The sequence below is a fragment of the Moorena sp. SIO4A5 genome (assembly GCF_010672005.1).
Classification (GTDB): domain Bacteria; phylum Cyanobacteriota; class Cyanobacteriia; order Cyanobacteriales; family Coleofasciculaceae; genus Moorena.
Map to the genome: position 1 here is coordinate 1 of NZ_JAAHHZ010000070.1, position 24,240 is coordinate 24,240.

The 24,240-nt window shown below is 43.1% G+C and carries 27 protein-coding genes and 1 tRNA gene; 12 read left to right on the forward strand and 16 right to left on the reverse strand.

Annotated features, from left to right (window positions below; genetic code table 11):
* The first annotated feature begins 186 nt into the window (after positions 1-186).
* Complete coding sequence (locus tag F6K57_RS20915) at positions 187-1,173, forward strand: cysteine synthase A (RefSeq protein ID WP_293070437.1); 987 nt, start codon at positions 187-189, stop codon at positions 1,171-1,173.
* Positions 1,174-1,569: 396 nt separating this feature from the next.
* On the opposite strand, the gene F6K57_RS20920 is transcribed toward F6K57_RS20915, so the two are convergent.
* The gene (locus F6K57_RS20920; protein ID WP_293070439.1) at positions 1,570-1,725 is read right to left on the reverse strand and encodes a hypothetical protein; all 156 of its coding nucleotides are present in this window, start codon (positions 1,723-1,725) and stop codon (positions 1,570-1,572) included.
* Between the two features lie 306 nt (positions 1,726-2,031).
* On the opposite strand from F6K57_RS20920, the gene F6K57_RS20925 reads away from it, so the two are divergent.
* Together F6K57_RS20925 and F6K57_RS20930 are read left to right on the forward strand one after the other, a co-directional pair.
* A complete protein-coding gene (locus F6K57_RS20925) occupies positions 2,032-2,427 on the forward strand; it encodes a hypothetical protein (RefSeq protein ID WP_293043361.1) in 396 nt (131 codons plus the stop codon).
* Positions 2,428-2,757: 330 nt separating this feature from the next.
* Positions 2,758-3,351, forward strand: a complete 594-nt coding sequence (locus tag F6K57_RS20930; RefSeq protein ID WP_293070441.1) for a sigma-70 family RNA polymerase sigma factor — start codon at positions 2,758-2,760, stop codon at positions 3,349-3,351.
* Positions 3,352-3,429: 78 nt separating this feature from the next.
* On the opposite strand, the gene F6K57_RS20935 is transcribed toward F6K57_RS20930, so the two are convergent.
* The 4 genes from F6K57_RS20935 to F6K57_RS20950 form a co-directional block, all read right to left on the reverse strand.
* On the reverse strand, positions 3,430-3,795 hold the full coding sequence (locus F6K57_RS20935; RefSeq protein WP_293070443.1) for a hypothetical protein: 366 nt from the start codon (positions 3,793-3,795) through the stop codon (positions 3,430-3,432).
* A 429-nt stretch (positions 3,796-4,224) separates the two neighbouring features.
* Positions 4,225-5,364 (reverse strand): glycosyltransferase family 1 protein, encoded by a 1,140-nt coding sequence (locus tag F6K57_RS20940; RefSeq protein ID WP_293070445.1) that lies wholly within the window; start codon positions 5,362-5,364, stop codon positions 4,225-4,227.
* A gap of 319 nt (positions 5,365-5,683) precedes the next feature.
* Positions 5,684-8,263 carry a CHAT domain-containing protein gene (locus tag F6K57_RS20945; RefSeq protein ID WP_293070447.1) on the reverse strand — a complete coding sequence of 860 codons (2,580 nt, stop codon included), beginning with the start codon at positions 8,261-8,263 and terminating at the stop codon, positions 5,684-5,686.
* 174 nt (positions 8,264-8,437) lie between these two features.
* Positions 8,438-10,936, reverse strand: a complete 2,499-nt coding sequence (locus F6K57_RS20950; protein ID WP_293070449.1) for a filamentous hemagglutinin N-terminal domain-containing protein — start codon at positions 10,934-10,936, stop codon at positions 8,438-8,440.
* A gap of 301 nt (positions 10,937-11,237) precedes the next feature.
* Here F6K57_RS20950 and F6K57_RS20955 point away from each other — a divergent pair, with 301 nt between their 5' ends.
* Positions 11,238-11,381: a hypothetical protein gene (locus tag F6K57_RS20955; RefSeq protein ID WP_293070451.1), complete on the forward strand. Its 144-nt coding sequence runs from the start codon at positions 11,238-11,240 to the stop codon at positions 11,379-11,381.
* Between the two features lie 16 nt (positions 11,382-11,397).
* Here the strand turns inward: F6K57_RS20955 and upp are convergent, their stop codons facing one another.
* The 5 genes from upp to F6K57_RS20980 form a co-directional block, all read right to left on the reverse strand.
* On the reverse strand, positions 11,398-12,033 hold the full coding sequence (gene upp / locus F6K57_RS20960; protein ID WP_293070453.1) for a uracil phosphoribosyltransferase: 636 nt from the start codon (positions 12,031-12,033) through the stop codon (positions 11,398-11,400).
* Positions 12,034-12,156: 123 nt separating this feature from the next.
* The gene (locus F6K57_RS20965) at positions 12,157-12,942 is read right to left on the reverse strand and encodes a CHAT domain-containing protein (protein ID WP_293019897.1); all 786 of its coding nucleotides are present in this window, start codon (positions 12,940-12,942) and stop codon (positions 12,157-12,159) included.
* 48 nt (positions 12,943-12,990) lie between these two features.
* Entirely contained in the window at positions 12,991-15,132 is a 2,142-nt protein-coding gene (locus tag F6K57_RS20970) for a tetratricopeptide repeat protein (protein WP_293070455.1), read from the reverse strand.
* A 31-nt stretch (positions 15,133-15,163) separates the two neighbouring features.
* Positions 15,164-16,057, reverse strand: coding sequence for a hypothetical protein (locus tag F6K57_RS20975; RefSeq protein ID WP_293070457.1), 894 nt, complete (start codon positions 16,055-16,057; stop codon positions 15,164-15,166).
* Complete coding sequence (locus F6K57_RS20980; RefSeq protein ID WP_293070459.1) at positions 16,008-16,154, reverse strand: hypothetical protein; 147 nt, start codon at positions 16,152-16,154, stop codon at positions 16,008-16,010. Before F6K57_RS20980 ends, F6K57_RS20975 begins: the two co-directional genes overlap by 50 nt.
* Before the next feature lie 317 nt (positions 16,155-16,471).
* On the opposite strand from F6K57_RS20980, the gene F6K57_RS20985 reads away from it, so the two are divergent.
* The 3 genes from F6K57_RS20985 to F6K57_RS20995 all read left to right on the forward strand — a co-directional run bounded on the left by F6K57_RS20985 (position 16,472) and on the right by F6K57_RS20995 (position 17,984).
* A complete protein-coding gene (locus F6K57_RS20985; protein WP_293070461.1) occupies positions 16,472-16,627 on the forward strand; it encodes a hypothetical protein in 156 nt (51 codons plus the stop codon).
* 222 nt (positions 16,628-16,849) lie between these two features.
* Complete coding sequence (locus F6K57_RS20990) at positions 16,850-17,737, forward strand: Rpn family recombination-promoting nuclease/putative transposase (RefSeq protein WP_293070463.1); 888 nt, start codon at positions 16,850-16,852, stop codon at positions 17,735-17,737.
* Between the two features lie 100 nt (positions 17,738-17,837).
* Complete coding sequence (locus F6K57_RS20995) at positions 17,838-17,984, forward strand: hypothetical protein (protein ID WP_293070465.1); 147 nt, start codon at positions 17,838-17,840, stop codon at positions 17,982-17,984.
* A 45-nt stretch (positions 17,985-18,029) separates the two neighbouring features.
* On the opposite strand, the gene F6K57_RS21000 is transcribed toward F6K57_RS20995, so the two are convergent.
* Positions 18,030-18,167, reverse strand: coding sequence for a hypothetical protein (locus F6K57_RS21000; RefSeq protein WP_293070467.1), 138 nt, complete (start codon positions 18,165-18,167; stop codon positions 18,030-18,032).
* Position 18,168: 1 nt separating this feature from the next.
* On the opposite strand from F6K57_RS21000, the gene F6K57_RS21005 reads away from it, so the two are divergent.
* Entirely contained in the window at positions 18,169-18,612 is a 444-nt protein-coding gene (locus F6K57_RS21005) for a pentapeptide repeat-containing protein (protein ID WP_293070469.1), read from the forward strand.
* Positions 18,613-18,659: 47 nt separating this feature from the next.
* Positions 18,660-18,902 carry a hypothetical protein gene (locus F6K57_RS21010; RefSeq protein WP_293070471.1) on the forward strand — a complete coding sequence of 81 codons (243 nt, stop codon included), beginning with the start codon at positions 18,660-18,662 and terminating at the stop codon, positions 18,900-18,902.
* 203 nt (positions 18,903-19,105) lie between these two features.
* Here the strand turns inward: F6K57_RS21010 and F6K57_RS21015 are convergent, their stop codons facing one another.
* From F6K57_RS21015 to F6K57_RS21030, 4 genes are all read right to left on the reverse strand, one after another.
* Positions 19,106-19,480: a Nif11-like leader peptide family natural product precursor gene (locus tag F6K57_RS21015; protein ID WP_293019904.1), complete on the reverse strand. Its 375-nt coding sequence runs from the start codon at positions 19,478-19,480 to the stop codon at positions 19,106-19,108.
* Positions 19,481-19,685: 205 nt separating this feature from the next.
* Positions 19,686-20,510: an inositol monophosphatase family protein gene (locus tag F6K57_RS21020; RefSeq protein ID WP_293019906.1), complete on the reverse strand. Its 825-nt coding sequence runs from the start codon at positions 20,508-20,510 to the stop codon at positions 19,686-19,688.
* A 286-nt stretch (positions 20,511-20,796) separates the two neighbouring features.
* Complete coding sequence (locus F6K57_RS21025; protein WP_293070474.1) at positions 20,797-21,363, reverse strand: thermonuclease family protein; 567 nt, start codon at positions 21,361-21,363, stop codon at positions 20,797-20,799.
* Positions 21,353-21,721 carry a 2Fe-2S iron-sulfur cluster-binding protein gene (locus F6K57_RS21030; protein ID WP_075905329.1) on the reverse strand — a complete coding sequence of 123 codons (369 nt, stop codon included), beginning with the start codon at positions 21,719-21,721 and terminating at the stop codon, positions 21,353-21,355. Before F6K57_RS21030 ends, F6K57_RS21025 begins: the two co-directional genes overlap by 11 nt.
* A gap of 84 nt (positions 21,722-21,805) precedes the next feature.
* Between F6K57_RS21030 and F6K57_RS21035 the strand changes: the two genes are divergently transcribed.
* Positions 21,806-21,892: transfer RNA gene (locus F6K57_RS21035), tRNA-Ser, on the forward strand.
* 279 nt (positions 21,893-22,171) lie between these two features.
* On the opposite strand, the gene F6K57_RS21040 is transcribed toward F6K57_RS21035, so the two are convergent.
* Positions 22,172-22,423, reverse strand: coding sequence for a hypothetical protein (locus F6K57_RS21040; RefSeq protein ID WP_293070476.1), 252 nt, complete (start codon positions 22,421-22,423; stop codon positions 22,172-22,174).
* A gap of 81 nt (positions 22,424-22,504) precedes the next feature.
* Here F6K57_RS21040 and F6K57_RS21045 point away from each other — a divergent pair, with 81 nt between their 5' ends.
* On the forward strand, positions 22,505-23,191 hold the full coding sequence (locus tag F6K57_RS21045; protein ID WP_293036472.1) for a carbonic anhydrase: 687 nt from the start codon (positions 22,505-22,507) through the stop codon (positions 23,189-23,191).
* A 620-nt stretch (positions 23,192-23,811) separates the two neighbouring features.
* Entirely contained in the window at positions 23,812-24,231 is a 420-nt protein-coding gene (locus F6K57_RS21050) for a DUF29 family protein (RefSeq protein WP_293019914.1), read from the forward strand.
* The last annotated feature ends 9 nt before the right edge of the window (positions 24,232-24,240 follow it).

Below are 24,240 nucleotides of genomic sequence, written 5' to 3' on the forward strand. Positions count from 1 at the left end.
GGGGAGATGGGGAGATGGGGAGATGGGGAGATGGGGGAGATTTTTATTAAGGGTAATTATCCTGACATGATATAAAATAATTATCAGGTCTGAAGGATGAAGGATTAAGGATTCTTCATCCTTCATTTTTCATTCTTAATTCTTCATTCTTAATTCTTCATTCTTTATAATTTAAACTTGATTGAAATGGATATCAAAGCAGGTTTTGTTAACACAGTTGGAAATACACCACTTATTCGGTTAAACAGCTTTAGCGAAGAGACGGGTTGTGAAATCCTAGGGAAAGCGGAGTTTCTAAATCCAGGAGGTTCTGTAAAAGACCGAGCTGCCCTCTATATTATTAAAGATGCAGAAGAAAAAGGCTTACTCAAGCCTGGGGGTACAGTGGTTGAAGGAACCGCTGGGAATACGGGCATTGGTCTAGCCCATATCTGTAATGCTAAGGGATACAAGTGCCTGATTATTATCCCGGAAACTCAATCCCAAGAAAAAATGGATACCCTCAGAACACTGGGAGCTGAAGTTCGCCCAGTGCCAGCAGTACCCTACAAAAACCCGAATAATTATGTAAAGCTTTCTGGACGCATTGCCCAAGAGATGGATAATGCCATCTGGGCGAATCAGTTTGATAATTTGGCAAACCGACAGGCTCATTATGAAACCACTGGGCCAGAACTGTGGCAGCAAACTGACGGGAAAATTGATGCTTGGGTTTCAGCAACTGGGACAGGTGGTACCTATGCAGGGGTGGCGATGTATTTGAAAGAAAAAAATCCTAACCTTCAATGTGTGGTAGCTGACCCCATGGGTAGTGGTTTATACAGTTATGTCAAGACGGGTGTTATTAAACCGGAAGGTAGCTCTATTACAGAAGGTATCGGTAACAGCCGTATTACTGGGAATATGGAAGGGGCTCCCATTGATGATGCCATTCAAATTGATGACCACGAATGTCTCCGGGTAGTTTACCAGCTGCTGAGCCGGGATGGATTATTTATGGGAGGGTCTGTCGGGATTAATGTCGGAGCTGCTGTTGCTCTGGCTAAACAAATGGGACCTGGTCATACAATTGTGACTGTGCTTTGTGATGGCGGTGGTCGTTATCAGTCACGGCTATTCAATCGGGAATGGTTGGTATCTAAAGGACTTTCTGTGGGTGATTGCACCTCTTGAGGAAAAAGGCTCAAGGGTCAGTAATCTTTGTAAGTATTCAGCCAATGGGAACGGGAAACGGGGAACAGGGAGCAGAAAGAAATCCTTGACACTTGTTACTAATAGACATCTCCAACAAAGAATCTGAAACCCCGATCCTATCTAGGTGAAAACCTAATTTCTGGAGATGTCTAATCTTTAAGCATAACACAAATAAAAACAAATAAAAGTACCCTTTCGAGTACTGTTACATATCTAAGGAAACTTGGTATTGTGGTATTGTAATTGATTTGACACTCCCATCGCTAAATCAAGATTATAGCCAGGGATTCGCAATAGTACAAAACTCTTACTGGCTGAGCCAAACAGCCTCTAAACCCTCCGAGTAAACATCGGGCTTACTTGTTAGTTTTTGGTTTATGTCTGATTCAGAGGCTTTTCAGCTTGCACATAAACCGCTCCTTGATGGAGGGCATTAATCGGTGTCCCCATTGGTCTATTAGACTTCGCGGCAGTTGTCGGGAACAGGGAACAGCGGATCTGGGAACAGTGGAGAAGAATTGACGCAAACACTATCAGAAAAATACTTTTGCAAGAGGTCTATTCTAGCGGAGATCATCGGAAAGAACAACAAATCTGGTCTCTAATTCCCAAGGTGCTGTGTGGGTCACCTACGTCCGCACAATAGGCGCCCCGTCTCCCGCACTTGTCTTTGACTATAAAGGGAGTCCCCAAGGAGATTGAAATGATGGGCGTCGCGGGTTAGCTGACCGATCAAACTCGATCAGTGTCACAAATCAAGACTTAATTCTCATTATTTATTAAGAATAATCATGAGGCTTCTTCAAGAAAAACTGAAGTAATAAGCCTCAACTTGGTATGTTGATTTTTCTAGAGGAAGTACACCAGATGCAAACCCAAGACCTCCTAAAATCCCCTAATCGTCAAAAATTTGATGCAGTAGTTGATTCTAGCTGGAAACAAAAAGAAAACTCTGAGGTATATACATTTATTAAACGCCAACTCAAGTACTTCAATCTTGAACAGGAACTTGATATAGGCCAGATACTTTTTGAAGGCTGTCTTCGTGGTGTTAGCAAAATTGAATCTGGACAAGATATTCAAGACCCCTCAGACTGGCTAAAATCTACCTGCTTCTACATAATCCTAGAGCATATCCGCATCACTTACGTCTACAGCAGTTCTGACTGGCAGCTGACTACAAGCAATTGGGAGCAAGCATCGCCGACCCACGCCATGGGCACTTACAACTAATGTGGCAACTAATGTGGCAACTGATGTGGTAATTCTTTGATGATCATAAGGGCTATAGTCATTAGGGTCACTCTTGGACAAATGTAAGTAGGGGCATACTAAAACACCGCTATGGAAAGATTTTTTATGCCAATTTGGCAACACAGCTCGGTAACCTCATTGTTTCATGGTTATACCCTTGATCAATTTATTTTCCCCTACCTACTTATCAATGTCACAAATCGAGACTTAATCGTCACTAAGTGAGTAATAGTGATCATAAAGTTTCTCAAATACAATTGAAAGTCAGGGGCATTATCTGCTTTTATTTTTACTGAGGAACTACACTATATGCAACCTAGAAAACCTCCAAAGTCCCCTAATCGTAAACAATTTGATGCCGCTGTTAATTCTCTTTTAAACCAAAGAGATAAATCTGGACTTTTTGCATTTATTGAATTCCGACTCAAGCAGTTCAACCTTGAACACAAATTTGATATCTTTGACATCTTTATCGAAAGCTATATTCGCGGAGTTAGCAAAATTGAATCTGGACAAGATATTGAAAATCCATCAGCTTGGCTAAGAACAACCTGCTTAAATGTGATTAGAGAGCATTTTGCCAAGAAAGGAAAGCATTGGAAAAAAGAACGTGAGTTTAGCTCTATAGAATACCAGATTAGCTCCAATGATGGTTCCGATTATTTATCGGATGAATATGTCAAGGAAATACTGTCAGATATTAGACAACTAGTAAGTCCTCTAGATTTTGATATTTTTGTGTTACGAGTGATGGAGGAATTGTCCTGGATTGAAATTGAAGAACGCCTAAACTTAGCAAGTAATACAGCCTTGCGAAAACGATATCAGCGTATGAGGAAAGTTTTAAGAGACTATTTTTTTGATATCGACAACTCTATGCTCGAAGACTATGGCTTATCCTGAAGTAAGCTAATGCGCTACGGGCATATGCTGAACGCGCACGCGTGCGCGTAGCGCATTAGCTGAATGCTTACGTTACTCTTAAGGATTTCCAGTGAAACAAGCAAATTTATGACGTAGAGTTTCACTGCTCCTAGGTGATTTCTGGGAAACAAAGATTTCTAAATACTCTTCCAACTTGGCGGTTTGGTTTTTATAGGTATCAATATCATTGTCACTCAGCCAGCTAAATTGTTTGGCTATAACTAGATCAGCTTTATCTATCAACAGGCTAAGGATTTGGTCAGCTTCAGCTAGTTCGAGGATCTCAGCCATACGGTTGCTGTCTGACACAGACAAACTTGGACGCGCTGCCAGTTGGCAATACTCCAGCAATAGTTCCAATCGGCGTAGATTTGATTGGGTTGGGCTTTCTCTTGAGATCGTGTACATAGAAAATCTGTTCATGTCACACCACTTGTTACTTTGATTTGGCTTCAGTCTTTATTGGGCTTCACTACATTAGTGAGATTTTTGCTGTAATTAGGACACGAATCGAAAGGATTTCACAAAATCTTTATATCTAAGAGGTTTTTTGTAAAGCAACCATGAAGGTTGATCAGGTTGAATGTTGATCAGGTTGAAGGTTGAATGTTGATCAGGTTGAAGGTTGATCAGGTTGAAGGTTGAATGTTGATCAGGTTGAAGGTTGATCAGGTTGAAGGTTTAAGGTTTAAGGTTGAAGAGGTTGAAGAGGTTGAACGCCATGGACGAAGTCCCGCTTTGCTGCGAAGCGCGTGGCCTTTTGGCCAAGGTTTAATAACCAGTTAACCTGTAACCTTTAACCTGTAACCTTTAACCTGATCACCTGATCACCTGTTCCCTGTTCCCTGTTCCCTATTCCCTGTTCCCTATTCCCTTTGCGATATGATTTAGAATCTCTACCGTAGCTTGCCCAGTTTTTTGCCAACTAAATTCACTGGCTCTAGCAAGACCTGATTGGCGAAGATGCGATCGCATTTGAGCATCGGTTGCTACTGCTGCCATGGCTGCTGTGATTTCCTCAGGGTTGTAAGGATTGATTAATATAGCGGCATCTCCAGCTACTTCGGGTAAGGAGGAGAGATTGGCTGTAATTACAGGAGTACCGCAAGCCATTGCCTCTAATACAGGGATACCGAAGCCTTCCCAAAGACTGGGGAATACAAATGCGATCGCATTTCTAATCATGGTCGGTAACTGGTGCTGAGGAACATATCCCAGGAATTTGACCTGACTGGATATATTCAGTTCCTCCGCTTGGGCTTCCAGCAATGGTGTGTAGCGTTTATCCGTTGCGCCAGCAATCCAGAGTTGGTAGTCCTGGCAATTGGGTAGAGCAGCGAAAGCCTCAATCAGCCGATGGAGGTTTTTGTGGGGGTCTGGGCGTCCGATGTAGAGAAAATAGGGACAATTTTCCCGGTTTTCCCCATCTTTTCCACCATCTACTGTATCCACATAATAATATTGATTGGCATCGTAAGCCAGTAAGATCGGGGTGATTTTTGCGGCTGGAATCTTGAAGAAGTCAGTAAGGTCTCTAGCAGTAGCCCGAGAGTTACAGATGATGTGTTCTGCTTGAGCAAGAACTTGAGGGATATAGTAGCGTTGGTAGGTAGTTAAGGGTGAAAAACCCTGGGGAAACCGTAACCCAATCAAATCATGAACCATTACCACATAGCGGCAATTGGTGAAGAGGGGAGCTTCTGGAACAGGAGAAAACAGAAGATCCGTTCGCAATTTTTTATAAATTCGCGGCAGTTGAAACTGAGTCCACAACAGACGGCGAAAATGTCCTTTCGTGCCTTGTTCAGGGCTTAAATTCCCTGGAATTGGGTAGCAAGTGTAGGTAGTAGCACTGAAACGGCTAGACGCAGTGGAAGAAATTAGTAAGGTAGGGTCGAGAGGTTTTAAATAAGGAAAAAGATTAGCGGCATAGTTAGCAATACCCGTAGGTTGGGAAAATAGAATCGAGAGATTGACCAACAATTGGCTCATAAAAAAATAATTAAGAATTAAGAATTAAGAATTAAGAATTAAGAATTGATAATTAATAATTAGCTATTTGGAAATGCTATAAAATGCACAAGGCAATACTAAATATAATTTCAAGGGAATCATACTTTCAATAAATTGTACCTCGATAAGTGCGATAAACCCTATAATTTTTGTTGACTATTTTAATAAAATTAACGTTGCTTAACCCCTTTCTGTTCCCTGTTCCCTGTTCCCTATTCCCTACTCCCTACTCCCTACTCACTATTCCCTACTCCCTACTCCCTACTCCCTACTCCCTACTCCCTACTCCCTATTCCCTTTACAACCAATTACCGACTAGAATAAAAGGTGCCCAAAACAGAGGTTCATTAAACTTGGCATCTCCAATCAAATTTAGTTGGGCTTTCCTGACAGCTTCTGCTTTGGTGATTTCTGGCTGTTTTAGGTATTCGTAAAACTTGTTGATGAATATAGCAGTGGAGTCATCACGCACTTTCCACAATGTCCCTAAGGTAGAACGCGCTCCCGATTTAATCGCAAAACCCGCTAACCCTAACATCGCTTGATCGTCCCCTTTAGCAGTTTGACAAGCACTAAGAACGAGTAAATCAATTTTGTCTTCTCCCAACAATTCTTGAGTACGCAGCAGTTGCTCTAATTCTTTGACATTAATTTTATTTTCCCAGGTTAGTATAAACGTCTCCTCAGCTTTGGAGCTAAACTGACCATGAGTAGCTAAGTGTATCACATTGGAGGTTTTAGTGGTTATTTCCTTGGACACTCTCTCGCTAGTGAAGTCTTGATTGAGCATGATTGAGTCTGGGTTCAAGCTTTTAGAAATTTGCTGAATTTCCTGCTTCACCCCTGGTAAAGCTTTAAAGCCTTGACGAGCTTCACTCAATCCCCCAGCAATTATACTAAATTTCTCTTTTCGTAACGGTTGTGGATCTAGCAGTTGCAACCCTAGAGACAGGGAAATATTGTATTTTTCCATTAGATACTGCTCTCCATCGTGTAAGGCTGCCATCGGCAGTTTACGTAATTTGCCATCCAGGATAAACACGAGGGTTTTGGTATCCGTTAAAATTTGCTCTTGTTCCGCAGGTCGGATTAGCCAGTCATAAACTTTTTGGAGGTGGGGTAAACGTTGGTCTTGCTTAAAGACAGGATGGAGGGAGCTCAAAAATTTAGTCAGGGTTTGATCCACCTCTGCTGCAGGCACAGAAGTAGAATAATAGCCAATGGGTTTACCGGGGGCGGAGACAATCACAGCTAAACGTTCTGGCAAAATAATCGGGTAAATTACCGTTGCTGACCTGTCAATCTGATCAATTTGGGCAACATTAGCATCTAAACAAGCTTGCCGGAAAAAGTTATCCAATTCTGCTAATTGTAAATCCTCAATGATCTGGCGTGCCTTTTTCAGGTACTCTTGACTAGGATTACCGTCTAGCAACAATTCTACCAGTTCTCGGTATACTGGTTCAACGCTTTTTCGGAAGGAAAACTGGATATCTGGATTAATGGAAACCAAATCACCACGCAAAGTTTTTAAGTCTTTGACTGCTTCCGTATAGGCGGCGATCGCTTCCGTCGATTTTCCCTGTTTTTTGTGCAATTTTCCTAATTGCCAAGCCGCTTGGGAACTAATTTCCGTGGCGTTAATTTGTTGGGCAATAATTAAGGATTTTTGGGTAAGCTTGATAGCGTCAGCTAACTGACCATTGCTACTATAAAGTTTACCCCAGTGATAGAGGGCATAGGCTTCAGCTTGGGCATCCTTGAGTTTGCGGGCAGATTTCACCGCTTGCACAAGGATTTGATTGACTTGTTGGAGCGTCAAAGAGTTACCTTTGTTACCCATTTGTTGCCAACTAGCGGCTAAGTTGACTGCACCATAAACAGAGGAGCGACTGGGCTGTAATTGGCTCAGTTGTTGGTAAATTCGCGGAGCGAGAGCATTAGCCTTTTGCCACTGTTCTAATTGGACATAGAGGCGTAGTTGGTTGAGTCGAGTTTTAACTTTTTCTTCTGGATTGGTAGTTGCCTTTTCTGCCCGTTTAAAGTAATCTAATGCTGCTGAATTATCGCCAGAATCAAGGGCTGTATTGCCTAAACTCAACAGGATAATTCCTAATTGGTTAGTGGCTTCGATATCCTCCGCAATAGATAAGCTTTGTTCGAGTACCTCTCTACTAGCGCTTACATCCCCCAACACTTCTAAAGCGATCCCTAAACTTCTGAGCATTCCTACTTTAACAGCAGAATTTTCTGTAGTTGATAATTGTTGATTAATCTCTTCGAGTATATCTTTTGCACGATTATAAAATCCTAAGCTTTGGAGGGCTTCCGCTTGGTTGATTTTGCTAATAAAAGCACCAGTTTTATCTCCTGCTTGATCATAATATTTTTGTGCCAGTTGAAATGTTTCTAGGGCAGATTGGTTTTGTCCAGTGTGGAACAGTAGTCTAGCTTTTGTATTAAGAATTTGCGCCCACAACAGAGGATTATTACTGCTAGCTGATTCCACTAAATTAAGGCTGGATTCAATAGCGGTTTGGGCAAGGTCCCACTGACTTAGGTGTTGGTAAGCTAAGGATAGATAATTCAAACTCAAGGCTTGATGGAGAGAGTCACCGCGAGTTGCGTAATCTTGGGCTGCTTGTTCCCAGATTTCCGCTGCTTGGGCAAATTGTCCCCTGTTGAAATAGGCTCTGCCTTGGTTAAGTTTACTACGTTTACTGGTAGCCTGAGGAGTTTGGGCTTGCAAGGTCGGAGCAATAGTGATTTCAGAGTGGTGAGGAGATGCGATCGCTAAACTAGCTAAACTAGGAGTAGCTGTCAGTGCTAGCAATAAACTGGGTAATCCGACGGTGACTAAATTTAGGATGGTTTTCATGATTGTCTTGGTAAGATATTAATGGTTAAAGTAGGGTGGGCAAAATAATTTCATCATTAATACTCATTTGAAGCAAACTGTTTTTGCCCACCTTAGCAGTTAAAGTAGGGTGGGCAAAGTAATCGCTCTCATTAATACTGATTGGAACCAAACTGTTTTTGCCCACCCGACAATCTAATCCTCTTTAATCGCACAAGTTGCTCGTAGAAAATCCCCAGCCTGGCTCGAGTTAACAACAGCGACTAATTCGAGATTACCTTCTGAATTAATAATCCAAGCATTAGCTTCCACTATCGGTGCTTTAGTATTAGTGTCTGGTTTACGATCTTCAGCTTGGGGTATGGCGCGCACTATGGATAGATCAGATATATCCCGCACATCCGATAAAATTTGGCCACCGGGCACCATAGCACTGGGATCTTGGGGGATACCACCCCGTCCGGTAATATAAAAACTACTGGTAGCAGTCCAACCGCAACCTTTAGCGATTTGTTGAGTGCGATCGCGCAGTTCTGTCGGTAGTTGAATTAAGCCATTAGCGGGATCGGCGTCAGGATTGTTAATGGTGATCACCCCATCTACCCCAAACTGAGAACTAGCGGTAATGGCACTATCAGGAAATACAAATAAGCCTTGGGTAGTAATCTTAATCTCTCCACCATTGCCTCGATTAGCGTCGGCTTGGATCAAGCTCCGTTCCATCAGAGTGACTAAATCGGAGTTAATGGTAATTTTGCCACCATCGCTATCGTTATCAGCTTCCGCAGTAATACTGCTGCCATTACGCAATAGTAAACCGTTTGTGATATCGAGGTTAATATTGCCTTTTTTCCCAGAGAAGGTGGAGGCGGTGATAGTAGCGCCATAATTGAGGTTGATGGTATCAGCCTTAATAAATAATTCTCCCCCATCACCAAATCCTTCATTTCTGACCCTAATTTCGGCATCTTGGGTATCGGGATCTCCTGAGATAGTTAACTCGGAAGTATTAATCGTGATGTTGCCAGCATTGGCAGTGGGGATGGGGTCTAGTCCAAATAGTCTTCGGAATATAGGAATAGGACGTCCTACCCTACTAGAAATCAGAGTCGTGGTAGAACGAGTTGGCAGGGTATCGAGTAAGGTGACAGACTCCGAAGCATTGATGGTAACACTACCAGCATTACCAGAATCAAAAGCAGAAGCATCAATTACTCCTCCATCGGTGAGCCACAATCTGGCTGTATTTACCTCCACATTACCCCCATCACCTTCACCAAAAGAGGCAGCACTAACTGCAGTATCCCTGTTGACACCTGAAAGTAAACCCACTATATCAATGGATTCTGTAGCATTGAGGGTGATATTACCCCCATCACCTTCACCAGCAGTAAAGGTTAAAATGTGTCCTACAGCTATTTTTAGTTGATTGGTGGATATGGTAATATCCCCTGCTCTGCCTTTGCTGAAGGTCAAAGAATTTACATCACTAGTCAAATCACTGGGATTCTCAGGGTTCAAAGCGGCCCAACCAATTATATTTACTGATTCAGGAGCAACAATGTTGATATTCCCTGAGTCACCTTCTCCAAAGGCGTTGATCAATAGATGTGCTCCCCCAAGCACGTTTAAATTTTTGGTAATAATTTCTATATCTCCTCCGTCACCACTGGATATGGAGAGGTTAGCCACAAAGGTATTGAAACTGCCGTTGGCGTCATTATCTCCGATAGTTACACTTTCAGTACCATGAAGTATCGTATTTCCCGCACTTTGACTACCTTCATTCTGAGTCAGTATGCTGGAGTTATCTCCGACTGTAATGGTTGCTCCTCTCAATCTGATTGAGCCAGCGGTGTTTCCACTGGTATCAAGGAGGGCGTTTTCGGTCAGTTGAATATCTCCTAAGTTTGACAGTTGACTCAAGTCCAGATCCCAGCCGGATGCTACTGGTGTTAATGGCACCATCGCACTAGAATTGTTGCTCCCTACTGCGGCGATTTCGATTTGTCCTCCTTCTGCCGATAGTAAACCACCCCTGAGGCTAATCGATCCTCCTACCAAGGCTATAGTATTCCCTGGTTGAACCTGTAATTGGGACCCGAAATTACTGCGATCGAAAGGAGCGAAAAGACTGCCATTTAGGATCTGTCCTGGACCAGTTACTGTAATATTTCCCGGATTTGTTCCCATCTGTAAACCAGGGGTAATATTAATCGTTAATAACGGCGCTTGGTTTGGTTCAGTGGCACTAAATTCAATCCCATCTCCAAATACTACACTCTCCGCAGTAGTAGCGAAAAATGAACCACCTAAGCCTATGGAAGCATTTTGCCCAAAGATAATCCCAGCGGGATTAATCAGAAATAAATTAGCGTTACCATTAGCATGAATCAAGCCGTCAATGTTAGAAATATTTCCTCCGGTGACACGGCTAAAGATATTGACAATATCCCCAGCATTGTTAAAAAAGGCTGACCCGTTGCTGGGTACAGAAAATTCCGAGAAGCTATGAAACAAATGATCTGAAGTCCTTACCCCAGATTCAATCAAGAAATTCACCCCATCATCACTAGTCACCGTAGTGGATAAGGTGCCATCACTGCTGATTTGGGCGGTGGCGATATTGGGGATGAGGACACTAGAGAGTAAAAGATGGCCGAGTAAATAGCATCGCTGAATAGTTTGATTCATCAACTTGACCCTGGTGGCTGATGTAACTTCGGTTTGAGTGGGATATGCTTATTTATCCCATCAGCGATGGTCAAACTCACAAATCGTCAGCTGTCAGTTGTCAGCCGTGAGCTAAAAGCTCACGCGTGCGCGTTCAGCTGTCAGCTAAAGTAGCTAAAGTAGGGTGGGCAAAGTAATCTCATCATTAATACTGATTGGAACCAAACTGTTTTTGCCCACCCTACAATCTACAATCTATGGCCACGCTACGCGAACGGGATAATTTAATAGTTCGAGATTATAGCACTACGCATTAAGGTGTTTGACATTGATACAAGCTGCCAAAGCTGTTATACCAAACTTTTGCCTTTTTCCTTTTGCCTTTTGCCTGTTGCCTGTTGCCTTTTGCCTGTTGCCTTTTGCCTGTTCCCTGTTCCCTATTCCCAGATCCGCTGTTCCCTATTGAAAACCGCTATATTAGATTACTTCGTACCATACAAGCGATCGCCTGCATCCCCAAGTCCTGGAACAATATAGCCATGGTGATCTAATTCTTGATCAATAGCCGCCGTATAAATCACTACATCCGGATGCTGCTGTTGGAAATAGTCAAGCCCTTGCTGTGCGGCTAATAAGCACAGAAACTTAATGGACTTCGGGCTAACTTCCTTGAGTCGGTCAACAGCAGCAACGGCAGTATTACCTGTAGCTAACATCGGATCAACCACCAACACATCTCGCTGAGTCATATCATCGGGGAGTTTGAAATAATATTCGATGGGCACAAAGGTATGGGGGTCACGGTACAAACCGATATGACCGACACGAGAGGATGGGATTAGTTCTAGAATACCATCTAACAGACCCTGTCCAGCTCGCATAATCGAGACAATCACCATCTTCTTTTCTGAAGCCAGCATCGGAGCTAGCATCGGCGAGATTGGTGTATTGATTGGTTCATACTTCAGGGGCAAATCCCGTGTTACCTCGTATGCCAACAATAACCCAACTTCTTTAAGGAGTTTACGAAATTTGGCTGTACTCGTTCCAGCCTGACGCATCAGGCTTAACTTATGCTGCACAAGGGGATGGTAAATTACTTTGACATTATTGATCATTATAGCGGTTTTCAATTGGGTGAGGTACAGAGTCTTGGGTTTTAGGGAACAGGGAACAGGGAACAGGGAACAGGGAACAGGGAACAGGGAACAGGGAACAGGGAAAAAATCCTGTGTACCTGATTAGGCTAGAAACAAATCATCTACCGACCACTGGGTACTAACCACACTCCTGGCTCCAGCACAGAGAAAACCGGTAGCTAGACTAAGCAAATCATCAGTAATTTTGGTAGGAGTGAAATTAACCTCGCAGGCTGAGACAACAACTTCGGAAAGATTGGGCATCCGCCAACCAGGAGTTAAAAGTTGACCCAGGGTCAGGGCACCATCTCCTAACCTTAACTGAGATTCCAACGGCTTCATGACGTTAGATTTGGCATGATGGCTGGAGTGGAGGATATGCACTTGCTGGGCTAAGGTTTGGTATGATTTGACCGTGGCATCCCGTCCTTGTAAGCGCTGCTCAGCAGGAACGTGATACATTTCCGCAACGGTTTTGCATTCAAAACTGCTAAAGGGCAGATCTTCCGTAGCATCTTCGACTATACCCATTTGCTGACCTTCAATTGCTGGGCGTTGGTGGCAATAGTGGAGGATTTGGCAACTGGGAACCAAGCGAATACCAAAGCGATCGCATAAGTAAGTAGTTTGGGTAACAGATTTAGTGGCAGAGGATTTGGAGGATTTGCTGCCCAAGACCATACCGCGAGTTTGGGGAAGAGAACTCTTTTCTTGCTCCGCTGGTAATAAACCCTCTTGCTCCTCACTTTTTAAGGGCAACGCAGCAAAAGGAATCTGATGTAAAAATATATGAGGCACAATAATCAACTCTTCAATCCCAGTCAGATACTGTCCCACCAGCTTTTCCAACTGCAAGCGCTCAGCAAGTTCCTGAAGAAAATCCCCCATCTTATGTTTCCATTCACTGTTTGAACCAACATAGGGAATAAACCAGTTTTATAAAATCCAATTCTGTAGTGCTTCTCCTCCCTGGCCTACACAAGTAAAAACTTGAGGACTGCGATCCTTGAGCAGGATAAAAATATGGGTATCCTTACCCGTTGTATAGAAACTGAGCAGAGCAGTGGTTGGTTCCTCGATTAACTGCTGCATTTGCTTCCAATCGAGATGATTCACTTGAATTTGTCCTGCCAAAACCGGGTCATAGCTGCGCAGTTGTTGCCAAACTTGCTGTTTTTGTGCCTCTAATTCCTGGATTTCTTTCTGGTATTTTAATAAAGCGTCCCTAGTCAAGGATTGATCAGATTGTTTCACTGCCATTCCCAATGACATGGTTTTATTAGGACTTCCTGCCAAAACTGGAACAGCCTCCGAAGCATAACCAAAACGGAGGGAATTAATACGCCGTTGCAGTTCCTCGTAGTCCTGCAAAAGCTGTTTTAGTTCTGGAACAATTTCTCCCTCTTGGTCTAATTGATTACTAGCCATCATATCTACCAACCGTTGGGCACGAGAACGTTCAGCATATTCCAGTGCTTTCTCGATTTCTCCTAAATTGAGGTAAGCTTGTACTATGTTGCCATATACCTCAATGGCATCAGCAAGAATCTTTTGGCGACGCTCCTCATCAATTACCCAACTCCGGCTTTGTTCTACCGCTTGGATAGCTAGGGCGTAGCCTTCGATAGCTAGTTGCCAATTGTTATTTTCCAGAGCAAAATTACCTAAATTGCGAGCTGTTTTCAGACAGTCGAGAGGTAAGTTGTCTGGAGTATGGATTTGTAGGGCATTTTTATAAGCAGTGATAGCTTGTTCGATATTCTCGGCTATATCTCCTTTTATTCTATTCTTGTAGGCAATACCGAGATTGTTTTGAGTCCTTGCCCACTCTTGGGGAAATGCTGACTTTTTACGGATTTCTAGGGCATGTTGATAATAAGCGATGGCTTGTTCGATATTCTCGGCTCTATCTCCTTTTATTCTCTTATTGTAGGCAGCACCGAGATTGTTTTGAGTCATTGCCCAATATTGAGGAAATGCTGACTTTTTACGGATTTCTAGGGCATGTTGATAAGCAGTGATGGCTTCTTCGATATTCTCGGCTCTATCTCCTTTTATTCTATCCAAGTAGGCATTGCCCAGATTGGTTTGAGTAATTACCCAATCTTGGGGAAATGCTGACTTGGTACGGATTTCTAGGGCATGTTGATAAGCAGTGATGGCTTCTTCGATATTCTCGGCTCTATCTCCTTTTATTCTATCCAAGTAGGCATTGCCCAGATTGGTTTGAGTAATTGCCCAATCTTGGGGAAATGCTGACTTGGTACGGATTTCTAGGGCATGTTGATAAGCAGTGATGGCTTCTTCGATATTCTCGGCTCTATCTCCTTTTATTCTATTCTTGTAGGCAATACCCAGATTGATTTGAGTGGTTGCCCAATCTTGGGGAAATGCTGACTTGGTAAGGATTTCTAGGGCATGTTGATAAGCAGTGATGGCTTCTTGGATATTCTCGGCTCTATCTCCTTTTATTCTATCCAAGTAGGCATTGCCCAGATTGATTTGAGTGGTTGCCCAATGTTGGGGAAATGCCTCCAAGGTAAAAACTGTGAGAATAACTTCATAACTAACAATGGCAATTTCTAGGTTATTAGCTATGTTACCAAGAGGAAACTGTTGAATCAAATTACCGAATTCGCCAATAACTCTAGCAATAATTTCAGCTTCTTTTGGCTGAAGTTGAGGGAGGGTTTCCCTTGCCCAAGATAGCAGTATCTGCCCTAAGTTTTCATCTAGCTTGTCAAGGTTCTGTTCCAGTAGGGGGTAAATGGATTGAGGACTATGGTCAGTTTCAACTGCCTGCAAGATGGACATTAGGAAATTGAAATAGTCTTCTAAAGGAACTTCAGTCGAATGAATCTTGAGTATCTCTGCTAAGTGCTGAGCAAAACTTCGCAACCAATTGGCATTGTTATCTCCATCCTCTTCCATTTGTGCTGCTACTGCTGCCATTATCTGCACCAACTCCTGATTCACTAGTTCTGTGTTGGCTTGCAGTATTTCCCCTTCCTGTCCTTTGGGGCATTGCAGCAGTTGTTGGATCAGGTTTAAATAAGCTTCAATTGCTTGTTCGTCCATATTTTCCTATTCTATTTCCTGTTACCTAATTCTAAGCAGATGCTTCTACTACCTGGAAAGAGCGATAAAATGCTTGCCAATTATTGCTATCTTCTGCCAACCTTGTCCACAATTCCTTAAGCCGTTTCGGATTCAACTTCGGAGCTGCTTCCTTTTGATTAGGCGTTAACCAAGGTAAATCTAAGGAATCGTCTAAGACAATAGCCAGAAACTCCTCTTGCCCTGTGCTATTAAATCTTATCTTTTCATTGTAATATGTTGCCCCTAGCTGAGGCATAAGTATTTTCTTGTCTTGGAGTCGATTAAGTGGAGCAAAAGCTTGGGAAGGACAGACTACATAGTTGCTATCTTCTAAACCGCGATTTAATAACAACACATGCTGTTGGTCACAATCTAGCTCCACATGTATATAGTAGGGAATGTTACAACCAATTACAGGTGGCTCGTCTCTATTCCCTGGGGGTACAACCAAGCCTCTGAGAGTAGGATCTGGAGTAAAACGAAGCCAATGGGAAGGAGATGCCGCTTTTTTAATTAGGTCTTGCCAAAGCCAATCCATTTGCCAGTAAGGAAATTTATGTTCCCATAACCAGCCATAAGCAATTCGCCAGGGAGATTGTTTTTCATCCCCTGGTCTTCCTCGTTTATGCTCCCAATTTACCCCATGTTTCGCCATTTCCTCCCGAAACTGCTTTTTCAGCTTTTTCAGTACTTCGGCCAGGGTAGCATTAATGCTCTGTTCATTAAACGCTCCCAGTTTTGTGTCCATTTTGCGAGCAATCTCGACATTCTCTTCTTGCCAGTTGTCAGGACTAAAACGCAGTTGAAAGCATACTTTTTGGGTTTCGGAGGTTTTGGATATCGGGAAAATCTGGTCAGCTATTTCTGCCAGGAACTGTTGTTGTTGAGATTGTTGGTTGGTCATGGTATTTATCATAAGAAAGGGAGTAGGGAGTAGGGAGTAGGGAGTAGGGAGTAGGGAGTAGGGAGTAGGGAGTAGGGAGTAGGGAGTAGGGTGGCACAGGCTTCTAGCCTGTGAAACTTAACTCTCATAAGCTGTTCGCGTAGCGTGCGCATAGCGCATTAGCTGACCACTGACCGCTGAATGCTTAACTAAATTATGCCATGTAGATTGCGAATTGTGTTAGCTACTTCAAAATTTTTATTTGTTTTTATTTTAGCATATTTTAGTTTATTAGTTCATACTTAAAACGCCTATTTTTATTTAATTATATTTTCCAGTAAATACCGTTCCAAATTTTTATATCAAAGCCCTATACACCTATTTTTTTACTCCATAAGCTAGAAGTCAGATGCATTTAATTTAAACATCATGGCCATGACCAAGAAGACTAATCGCAACCGAAAACGTTGGCTATTAATAGAGTTCGTTGTGGAGTTACTAGCTTTGTTCCTTGATGCAAACCTAATCATAGTGTTGAATCTTTGCTTGTTGATTTGGCGTTGGCTCAGGGAAGAAGAAGAGGAGGAGTAGGGTCCATATCATAGTTGTAAAAAAGAAAGTAAGTGTGGCAAGGGTGGGGAGATGGGGAGTGTAAGGTAAACAGGATTTTTTCCCTCTTCCCTCTTACCTGCTCCCTGCTCCCTGCTCCCTGCTCCCTAAAACCTAGATATTTGTACCTCACAAGTCTTATAATTGCTATAGTTGTAGTCTACTACTTCTTTGACTAAGCGCACCCTCAGCCCAATCTCAGCCATGAAATTCATCAGCCCCAAAACCGACTTTGCCTTTAAAAAAATCTTTGCCTCCCAGGAAAGTAAGCCGATTCTGATTAGCTTCCTCAATGCTCTTGTCTATCACAATCAACCTCTCATCCAAGATTTGGAAATTATTGATCCTTATCAGTCTTCTCCTCTGCCAATCCTCAAAGACTCTTTCCTCGATGTGAAAGCTAAGCTGAAGGATGGTTCTCTAGTGATTATTGAAATGCAGGTTTTGCAGGTAGAGTCTTTTGCTCGTCGAGTTTTGTATAACGCAGCTAAAGCTTACTCACTACAATTAGGTAAAGGGGAAGGCTACCGTTATCTCAAACCAGTGATTGCTCTGACCATTACCGATTTTATTATGTTTCCTGAGCATAATCAGGTAATTAATCATTTTGAGTTCCGAGAAAAAAGTACTAACATCAGCTACGTAGAAAATCACTTAGAATTATTGTTTGTAGAGTTACCGAAATTTGAGAAGCAGTTGGAGGAGTTAGAAGAATTGGATGAGTTGTGGATGTATTTTTTAAAAAATGCCCCTTCCTTAGATACAGTCCCAGAGAAAATGGCACAACTCCCAGAGTTTCAACAGGCATTTGGGATTGCTTCTCAGGCGAATTTAACCAGGAAGGAGTTGGAAGAACTAGGAAAACGAGAAATGTTTATTCATGACCAACAAGGGCTGATTATTTTTGCTGAGAGACAAGGGAGAGAAAAAGGAATGAAACAAGGAATAGAAGAAGGCATGAAACAAGGGAGAGAAGAAGGGGAGAAAGAAAAAGCCCAAACAATTGCACGCCAACTTATGCCTCTTTTGGATGATGAAACGATTAGCCAAACTACTGGCATACCTGTAGAGGAAATTAGGAAGCTTCGCTGAACAACTCAAAAGGCAATAGACTAATGAAGAATGAAGAATGAAGAATTTAGAATGAAGAATTTAGAATGAAGAATTTAGAATGAAGAATGAAGAATGAAGAATGAAGAATGAAGAATTTAGAATGAAGAATGAAGAATTTAGAATGAAGAATGAAGAATTTAGAATGAAGAATGAAGAATTTAGAATGAAGAATGAAGAATTAATTTTTAGCATTAGCCAGTTTTGTAGGGTGGGCAAGGGGAAATAAATTGGTTGGAGCGCTTGGATTGACCAATCACCTTGCCCACCAGGATTAACTGTGGCTAGCTAGCTTGGCTTTTGGCGTTGCTGAATCAACTAATGAATAGCAGTAGAGTGGGCATCTTGCCCGCTCGACCAGATATTGATAACGGGCAAGATGCCCGTTCCACCAAGATGCCCGTTCCACCAAGATGCCCGTTCCACCAAGATGCCCATTCTACAGGTGCGACCCAAGGGCGCGAGGGATTGCTCGCGCCCTTGGAGGCGCGCACCTACTCTTAAAACCAGATGATCGCGCATTCATTCGAAGATTCAGCAACGCCAACCTTAGGGGTGTTAATCTCAGTAGTCTTAATCTCAGCCATGCTGACTTAAGTGATACTGACTTAAGGGATGCCAAACTCAGTGGGGCTGACTTGAGTGGCGCTGACTTGAGTGGCGCTGACTTGAGTGGCGCTAGCTTGATTTCAGCAAACTTAAGCCATGCTAATCTCAGTAATGCCCAAGTCACAGGAACTCGGTTTGGGAAAAATCCCGGTCTGGTTGAACAGACTAAGGATAACCTGATCAAGGGAGGAGGGATCTGGGAACCTAGTATCACCGAAGTGCTTCTGGCATTGATCGAGTTAAATTAACCCATAAACTAGAGCAAGACCCCCGTTTTGCAGCTCGTTTTTATCGATTGCTTGCTGCTGCTATTGCTGATCGAATACACCTGACCACAATTAGCTTACTTTACTTCGAGAAAGAGTATCAGATAGAAGACCCGATGGCGACTAACCTGAAGATTGATGAACTAACAACCTCCAGTCACTATCGGTTCATGGCTACACCGATTCATAAGGACTCAATCAAAACCTATGAAAAAGTTATTTTAGACAAAACTAAGGCAGCGTTACTGATTAATGGAGTGATTGAATCGTGAGCTATCAGCTATCAGTTATCAGCTATCAGCTATCAGCTATCAGTTTATGCGCTACGCGCACGCTACTTGAGGTGCTATCAGCTTTTGAATAAAATAAGCTGAAAACTGATTAATGACGGCTGACGGCTGACCACTGATGGCTGACCACTGATGGCTGACCGCTGACCGCTGACCGCTGACCGCTGACCGCTGATAGCTAAAAATTAATCCTCTTTTTTAATCACTTTAAACTCATCTAGCAATTGCACCCAATTGATGGCATCTCTCTTATCATAAACCCACCCGATCAGATTGATATCTCCTGTTTCCCAAGCAAATTTCCACCAAGCATCTAACTGTTCCTCTGTAACATCTAATCCTATTATTTCATTTTTAAAAGTATCACTGGTAGGCTGACTGGAGTGATGCCCCTGGATAAACTGTTGCCAGTCAGCTACGGTAAACTTAAAATCGTAATCCTGTGCTACCTTAACTACCTCTTCTGGATTTATAGTAGCTATTAGCTGCTGTTTTAAATCTTCTTGTTGAGAAACAGCATGGAAAAATTGATCAACATTTTCTGTATAAATTATAGACATTAGGTATAAAAAATGCGTCACTTAGGGACGCCAATTAATCGACTTTACATCTATTATTATAAATAATTAGTCAGCTGTCAGCCGTCAGCCGTCAGTGGTCAGCCGTCAGCCGTCAGCCGTTGGCCTTGGCCTTTGGGCCACGCTACGCGAATGGCTGAAAACTGATAGCTGATAGCTGATAACTGATAACTGAATGCTTACTATTTTATTTCCAAGAAGATAAAGGTGGTGTCTCTAACAAGGCAGCACTAAGACTGTCGTGAATCTTGGCATTAGTTGCCAGAATCCGCCCAGAATTAATATCAATAGGACTGCGATCATAAGCGGTAACTTTACCACCAGCTTCTTCTAGGATAACGATGCCAGCCGCTACATCCCAAGGAGAAAGCCCTCGTTCCCAATAGCCATCCAATCGTCCAGTAGCAACATCACACAAATCGATGGATGCAGAACCACTACGGCGAACTCCTTGAGTCAGATGAGTCAGGTAACAGAACTCGGCATAGTTGTTATCGGAAGTCTGCCGCCGGTCATAGGCAAATCCAGTGACTAACAAGCTCTTACTCAGGTCAGAGACTTGGGAAACCTGGATTGGCTGACCATTGCAGGTTGCCCCTAAGCCCACAGCTGCACACAATAACTCATCCCGAAAGGGATTATATACTGCTCCCACCTGAGGCTTGCCGTCAATCAACAACCCCACAGAGGTAGCAGCAATGGGGTATTGATGGGCATAATTAGTAGTACCATCGAGGGGGTCAATCGCCCATAGGTATTTACTTTGATTGTCTCCCAGTTGACCCGATTCTTCTGCCAGAATCGAATGGTCTGGCACATCGTTTTTGAGTATATCTAAGACTACTGCTTCAGCTTCTTTATCAGCTGCAGTGACTAAATCTCCAGGACGTCCTTTCTCTTCTATAGTTTTGAGATTGCCCCAGTAAGTTTTCAAAACATCACCAGCAGCAGTGGCAGCTTTAGCGGCAATATCAAGGAAAGTTTGTAGTTGTTCGGAGGTATGTTCTGTCATTGAGCAGATAACCTGTAGTTTATCAATTGAGTCGGTAAGCAGTCAGCGGTTAGCGGTCAGCGGTCAGCGGTCAGCGGTCAGCGGTCAGCGGTCAGCTTATTTTATTCAAAAGTACCTCAGCGTGGCACAGGCTTTGGCCTTGGCCTTTGGCCACGCTACGCGAATGGCCACGCTGTGCGAACGACACTGTGACTGTACCCATAAGCACAGCTGATAGCACCTCAAGTAGCGTGCGCGTAGCGCTTAAGCTGATAACTGATAGCTGATGACTAATAACTAATAACCACTAAGGATTTTGACGGCGAAATTCTGCTGGTGTCAAGCGCAAAGGCTGATCTGGGTTCCAAATCCCATAGCCCATAATTCTGGCGTATTCTTGAGCACGGGCTATTTTAGCATCATATTTGTTATTGGGGACTAGGGGTGAAGCTAAGGCACAGCCCTTAGCTACCAACTGCTCATTGACCAACACACCATCTAGCCATACATAGGCTAACCAGCGGCTATAGCGGTCTTTTTCCTCAACATCAAGCTCTAACATAACCGATTTTTGATCACCAGTTTCACTAGTTTCACTGAGCATCTTCTGTAAACAGGTTTTCGCCTGATCTCCCCAAGGCTTTTGTTTCCAGCTTGGTGCCTCTATACCAATCATCCGGATTCGTGCCATTAATGGTGGATCTTGATTGGAGATCAACACATCCACCGTGTGTCCACTGATCACCCGTTGCACTTGAGCTTCAATCTGGTTGGGGACATTTGTTAATTGGCATCCCCCAAGCAAGAGCAGAAAGCAACTAAGCAGGCTCCCCGCTCTACTGCAGCTCTGCTCGGCTATTGTCCTAATCCTCATCCAGTGGCAGCCCAAACCGAACCTTCCCTTTAGCAAAATATCGACCAAACTGAAGTTCATACACTTCATCTTCATCCTGAGTCTCTACCTCTAGGTCTGACCGGGGATAACTCACACATAATAGAGCATAGCCTTGGTCCCGCAATTGTGGAGATAGTCCCATGGCTTCCGGTTGGTAGACTTTTCCTGCCAATACTCGCACTGCGCAAGTGGTACAAGCTCCATTGCGGCAGGCAAAGGGTAGCTCTACACCCTGCTTTTCTGCGGAATGCAAGATATAGCGGTCAGTTGGCACGTTTACCTTGTGCTTAGCACCAGTTTGGCGATTATGAATCTGAATGGTGTACGATTGAGTCATTGACTTCGTATATAATTTTCTGTATAATAAGAAATCGGGCGATGAATTGAAAAAGATTCAAAGCTCCAACTGAATACTTTACCTGGAGAGGTGGCCGAGTGGTTGAAGGCGCAGCACTGGAAATGCTGTTTAGGGGCAACTTTAACGAGGGTTCGAATCCCTCCCTCTCCGTTCCAATTCAATCAATAATATCAGCATTCAGCGGTCAGCAGTCAGCGGTCAGCAGTCAGCCGTCAGCCGTCAGCCGTTAGCCGTCAGCCGTCAGCCTTGGCCTTTGGCCACGCTACTTGAGGTGCCGTCAGCCGTCAGCCGTCAGCTAAAAGCTCACGCTACTTGAGGTGCCGTCAGCAGACGTAACAGAGATTAAACCAATACTTACCTGGTAAGCTATCAGCTATTAGCTGATATAGCACTACGCGCTACTGTTAGGACATTCCTAAACTCCGAAACTTACTCATAGCTGACTTTTGACTTCTGACTTCTAACTTCTGACGCTAAGCGTAGCGCTATAGCTGATAGCTGATATAGCAGTCGCCAGGGCAGGCGCGGACATGACAAAAGTCTCAAACCTAAGTAAGCGCAAGAGTTTGACTTCTGACTTCTGACTTCTGACTTCTGACTTCTGACTTCTGACTTCTGACTTCTGACTTCTGCTATAGCTGATAGCTGATAGCTGATAACTGATAGCTGACCGAAATACAAACCTGAAAGTCAATTAAGACGGCTATTGCCTATAAAATTATTGAAGATCCCAATTATAGAACATCTAGCTGTAAGCCTTAAATGAAGCAGTTGATTCAAGGTCTGCATCAATTCCAGACCAATTACTTCCAGACCCACCGAGACCTATTTGAGTTACTGTCTCACGGGCAGCATCCCAGGATACTATTCATCACCTGTTCAGATTCTCGAATTGACCCGAGTCTGATTACTCAAACTGAGCCTGGTGAAATGTTCATCATCCGCAATGCCGGGAATATCATACCGCCTTATGGAGCAAGTAATGGCGGTGAACCAGCAGCAGTAGAGTATGCTATTTATGCCTTAGGCATTAATGAAATTGTCGTATGCGGTCACTATCGCTGTGGAGCGATGAAAGGTTTACTGAAAATCGACAAGCTAGAAGAGGACATGCCAGCCGTTTACCAATGGCTCAAGCATGCCGAAGCTACTCGCCGGATTATCAAAGAACACTATCAAGACTATGAAGGTGACGAACTCCTGAATGGGGCGGTGGAGGAAAACGTCCTTAACCAGCTACAAAATTTACGTACTTACCCAGTTATTCAATCTCGACTCAGAAGTGAGGACATTCGGCTTCATGGCTGGGTCTATAAGATAGAAACGGGAGAGGTTCTGGAATATAGTCCACTGCAAAAGCAGTTTGTACCCCCTCAATCCCAGTTTTCAAGAGGAGCATGGATAACACCTCAGCAGCAAGCAAGAATTTATAAAGGTTCTCCAGAATAAACTCTAAACTAAGTAATAATAAACCAGAAAAAAAGTAGATGCAACCCTGATTAGAGGTGCTATAATCCAATTAGCATCATTTTTACTCTTAGCCTCTGGTAAACTGTTGTCAGTAGTCGTCAACAGTTTACAGCCAAAAGTTAAATCAGCTTCTTAGTTTACAACAACCTATTTGCAACCCTATGTGTAGATGCCCTGATAGTTGATTCCCTTTGGACTAGTTATTGTCCTACCGTCTTGATAACGTTAGTCAACAGAAGATCCGAAACTAGCTCGTTTATAACAGCCTCTATACTGCCGAGATTTCGGTTTAGATATTACTATAGTAGAAGCTATTTCAGGAATAAGATAACCGTACAATTGCCGAATTAGTTGAATAGCCTATTTGGAGACATTGGGCAATTTTACGGTTATTTTGGGAATGGGTAATGGGTTAAGGGGAGTAGGGAGTAGGGAGCAGGGAGTAGGGAGCAGGGAGTAGGGAGTAGGGAGTAGGGAGTCGGGAGTAGGGAGTAGGGAGTCGGGAGTAGAAATATGTCTTAAGCTTTACTTCGACTGCTATATCTTTGGTTCGGTATTAGTCGCGACGGGGAAATTGAAAAGCGGAGGAATAATAGCGAATGGAAGAATTAATGACTCTCAAGGAATTGCTCTACGAAGGCAAAATCCCTGAAGCCCTGGAACTGATTGAAGAATTGGAGGAGATGAGCAAATCGGATAAACTGAATAAACTATTTAGCTATGGAATTATTCTGCTGTTACATCTAATTAAAAAAGCTGCTGAAAAACGGACGACTAAATCTTGGGAAGTATCAATCCGTAATTCTGTTAAACAAATTCAACGTACTAATAAGCGCCACAAGGCTAAAGGAACTTATTTAACCGAAGAGGAATTATTAGAAACTTTAGAAGATGCCTATCAATCCGCACTAGACCGCGCTTCATTAGAAGCATTTGAAGGAAGTTATGAAGCTGAAGAAATTGCTAAAATGGTGGAGCGGGAGGAAATCATAAAAACAGCAATGGATTTGATTTTATAGGGCTGAATG

Excerpts from the sequence above, each read along its gene's own strand:
- F6K57_RS20915 (WP_293070437.1), top strand. The coding sequence starts at position 187 with ATGGATATCAAAGCAGGTTTTGTTAACACAGTTGGAAATACACCACTT.
- F6K57_RS20925 (WP_293043361.1), top strand. The coding sequence starts at position 2,032 with ATGTTGATTTTTCTAGAGGAAGTACACCAGATGCAAACCCAAGACCTC.
- F6K57_RS20930 (WP_293070441.1), top strand. The coding sequence starts at position 2,758 with ATGCAACCTAGAAAACCTCCAAAGTCCCCTAATCGTAAACAATTTGAT.
- F6K57_RS20935 (WP_293070443.1), bottom strand. The coding sequence starts at position 3,795 with ATGAACAGATTTTCTATGTACACGATCTCAAGAGAAAGCCCAACCCAA.
- F6K57_RS20940 (WP_293070445.1), bottom strand. The coding sequence starts at position 5,364 with ATGAGCCAATTGTTGGTCAATCTCTCGATTCTATTTTCCCAACCTACG.
- F6K57_RS20945 (WP_293070447.1), bottom strand. The coding sequence starts at position 8,263 with ATGAAAACCATCCTAAATTTAGTCACCGTCGGATTACCCAGTTTATTG.
- F6K57_RS20950 (WP_293070449.1), bottom strand. The coding sequence starts at position 10,936 with ATGAATCAAACTATTCAGCGATGCTATTTACTCGGCCATCTTTTACTC.
- upp (WP_293070453.1), bottom strand. The coding sequence starts at position 12,033 with ATGATCAATAATGTCAAAGTAATTTACCATCCCCTTGTGCAGCATAAG.
- F6K57_RS20965 (WP_293019897.1), bottom strand. The coding sequence starts at position 12,942 with ATGGGGGATTTTCTTCAGGAACTTGCTGAGCGCTTGCAGTTGGAAAAG.
- F6K57_RS20970 (WP_293070455.1), bottom strand. The coding sequence starts at position 15,132 with ATGGACGAACAAGCAATTGAAGCTTATTTAAACCTGATCCAACAACTG.
- F6K57_RS20975 (WP_293070457.1), bottom strand. The coding sequence starts at position 16,057 with ATGACCAACCAACAATCTCAACAACAACAGTTCCTGGCAGAAATAGCT.
- F6K57_RS20985 (WP_293070461.1), top strand. The coding sequence starts at position 16,472 with ATGACCAAGAAGACTAATCGCAACCGAAAACGTTGGCTATTAATAGAG.
- F6K57_RS20990 (WP_293070463.1), top strand. The coding sequence starts at position 16,850 with ATGAAATTCATCAGCCCCAAAACCGACTTTGCCTTTAAAAAAATCTTT.
- F6K57_RS20995 (WP_293070465.1), top strand. The coding sequence starts at position 17,838 with ATGAAGAATGAAGAATTTAGAATGAAGAATGAAGAATTTAGAATGAAG.
- F6K57_RS21005 (WP_293070469.1), top strand. The coding sequence starts at position 18,169 with ATGCCCGTTCCACCAAGATGCCCATTCTACAGGTGCGACCCAAGGGCG.
- F6K57_RS21015 (WP_293019904.1), bottom strand. The coding sequence starts at position 19,480 with ATGTCTATAATTTATACAGAAAATGTTGATCAATTTTTCCATGCTGTT.
- F6K57_RS21020 (WP_293019906.1), bottom strand. The coding sequence starts at position 20,510 with ATGACAGAACATACCTCCGAACAACTACAAACTTTCCTTGATATTGCC.
- F6K57_RS21025 (WP_293070474.1), bottom strand. The coding sequence starts at position 21,363 with ATGAGGATTAGGACAATAGCCGAGCAGAGCTGCAGTAGAGCGGGGAGC.
- F6K57_RS21030 (WP_075905329.1), bottom strand. The coding sequence starts at position 21,721 with ATGACTCAATCGTACACCATTCAGATTCATAATCGCCAAACTGGTGCT.
- F6K57_RS21045 (WP_293036472.1), top strand. The coding sequence starts at position 22,505 with ATGAAGCAGTTGATTCAAGGTCTGCATCAATTCCAGACCAATTACTTC.
- F6K57_RS21050 (WP_293019914.1), top strand. The coding sequence starts at position 23,812 with ATGGAAGAATTAATGACTCTCAAGGAATTGCTCTACGAAGGCAAAATC.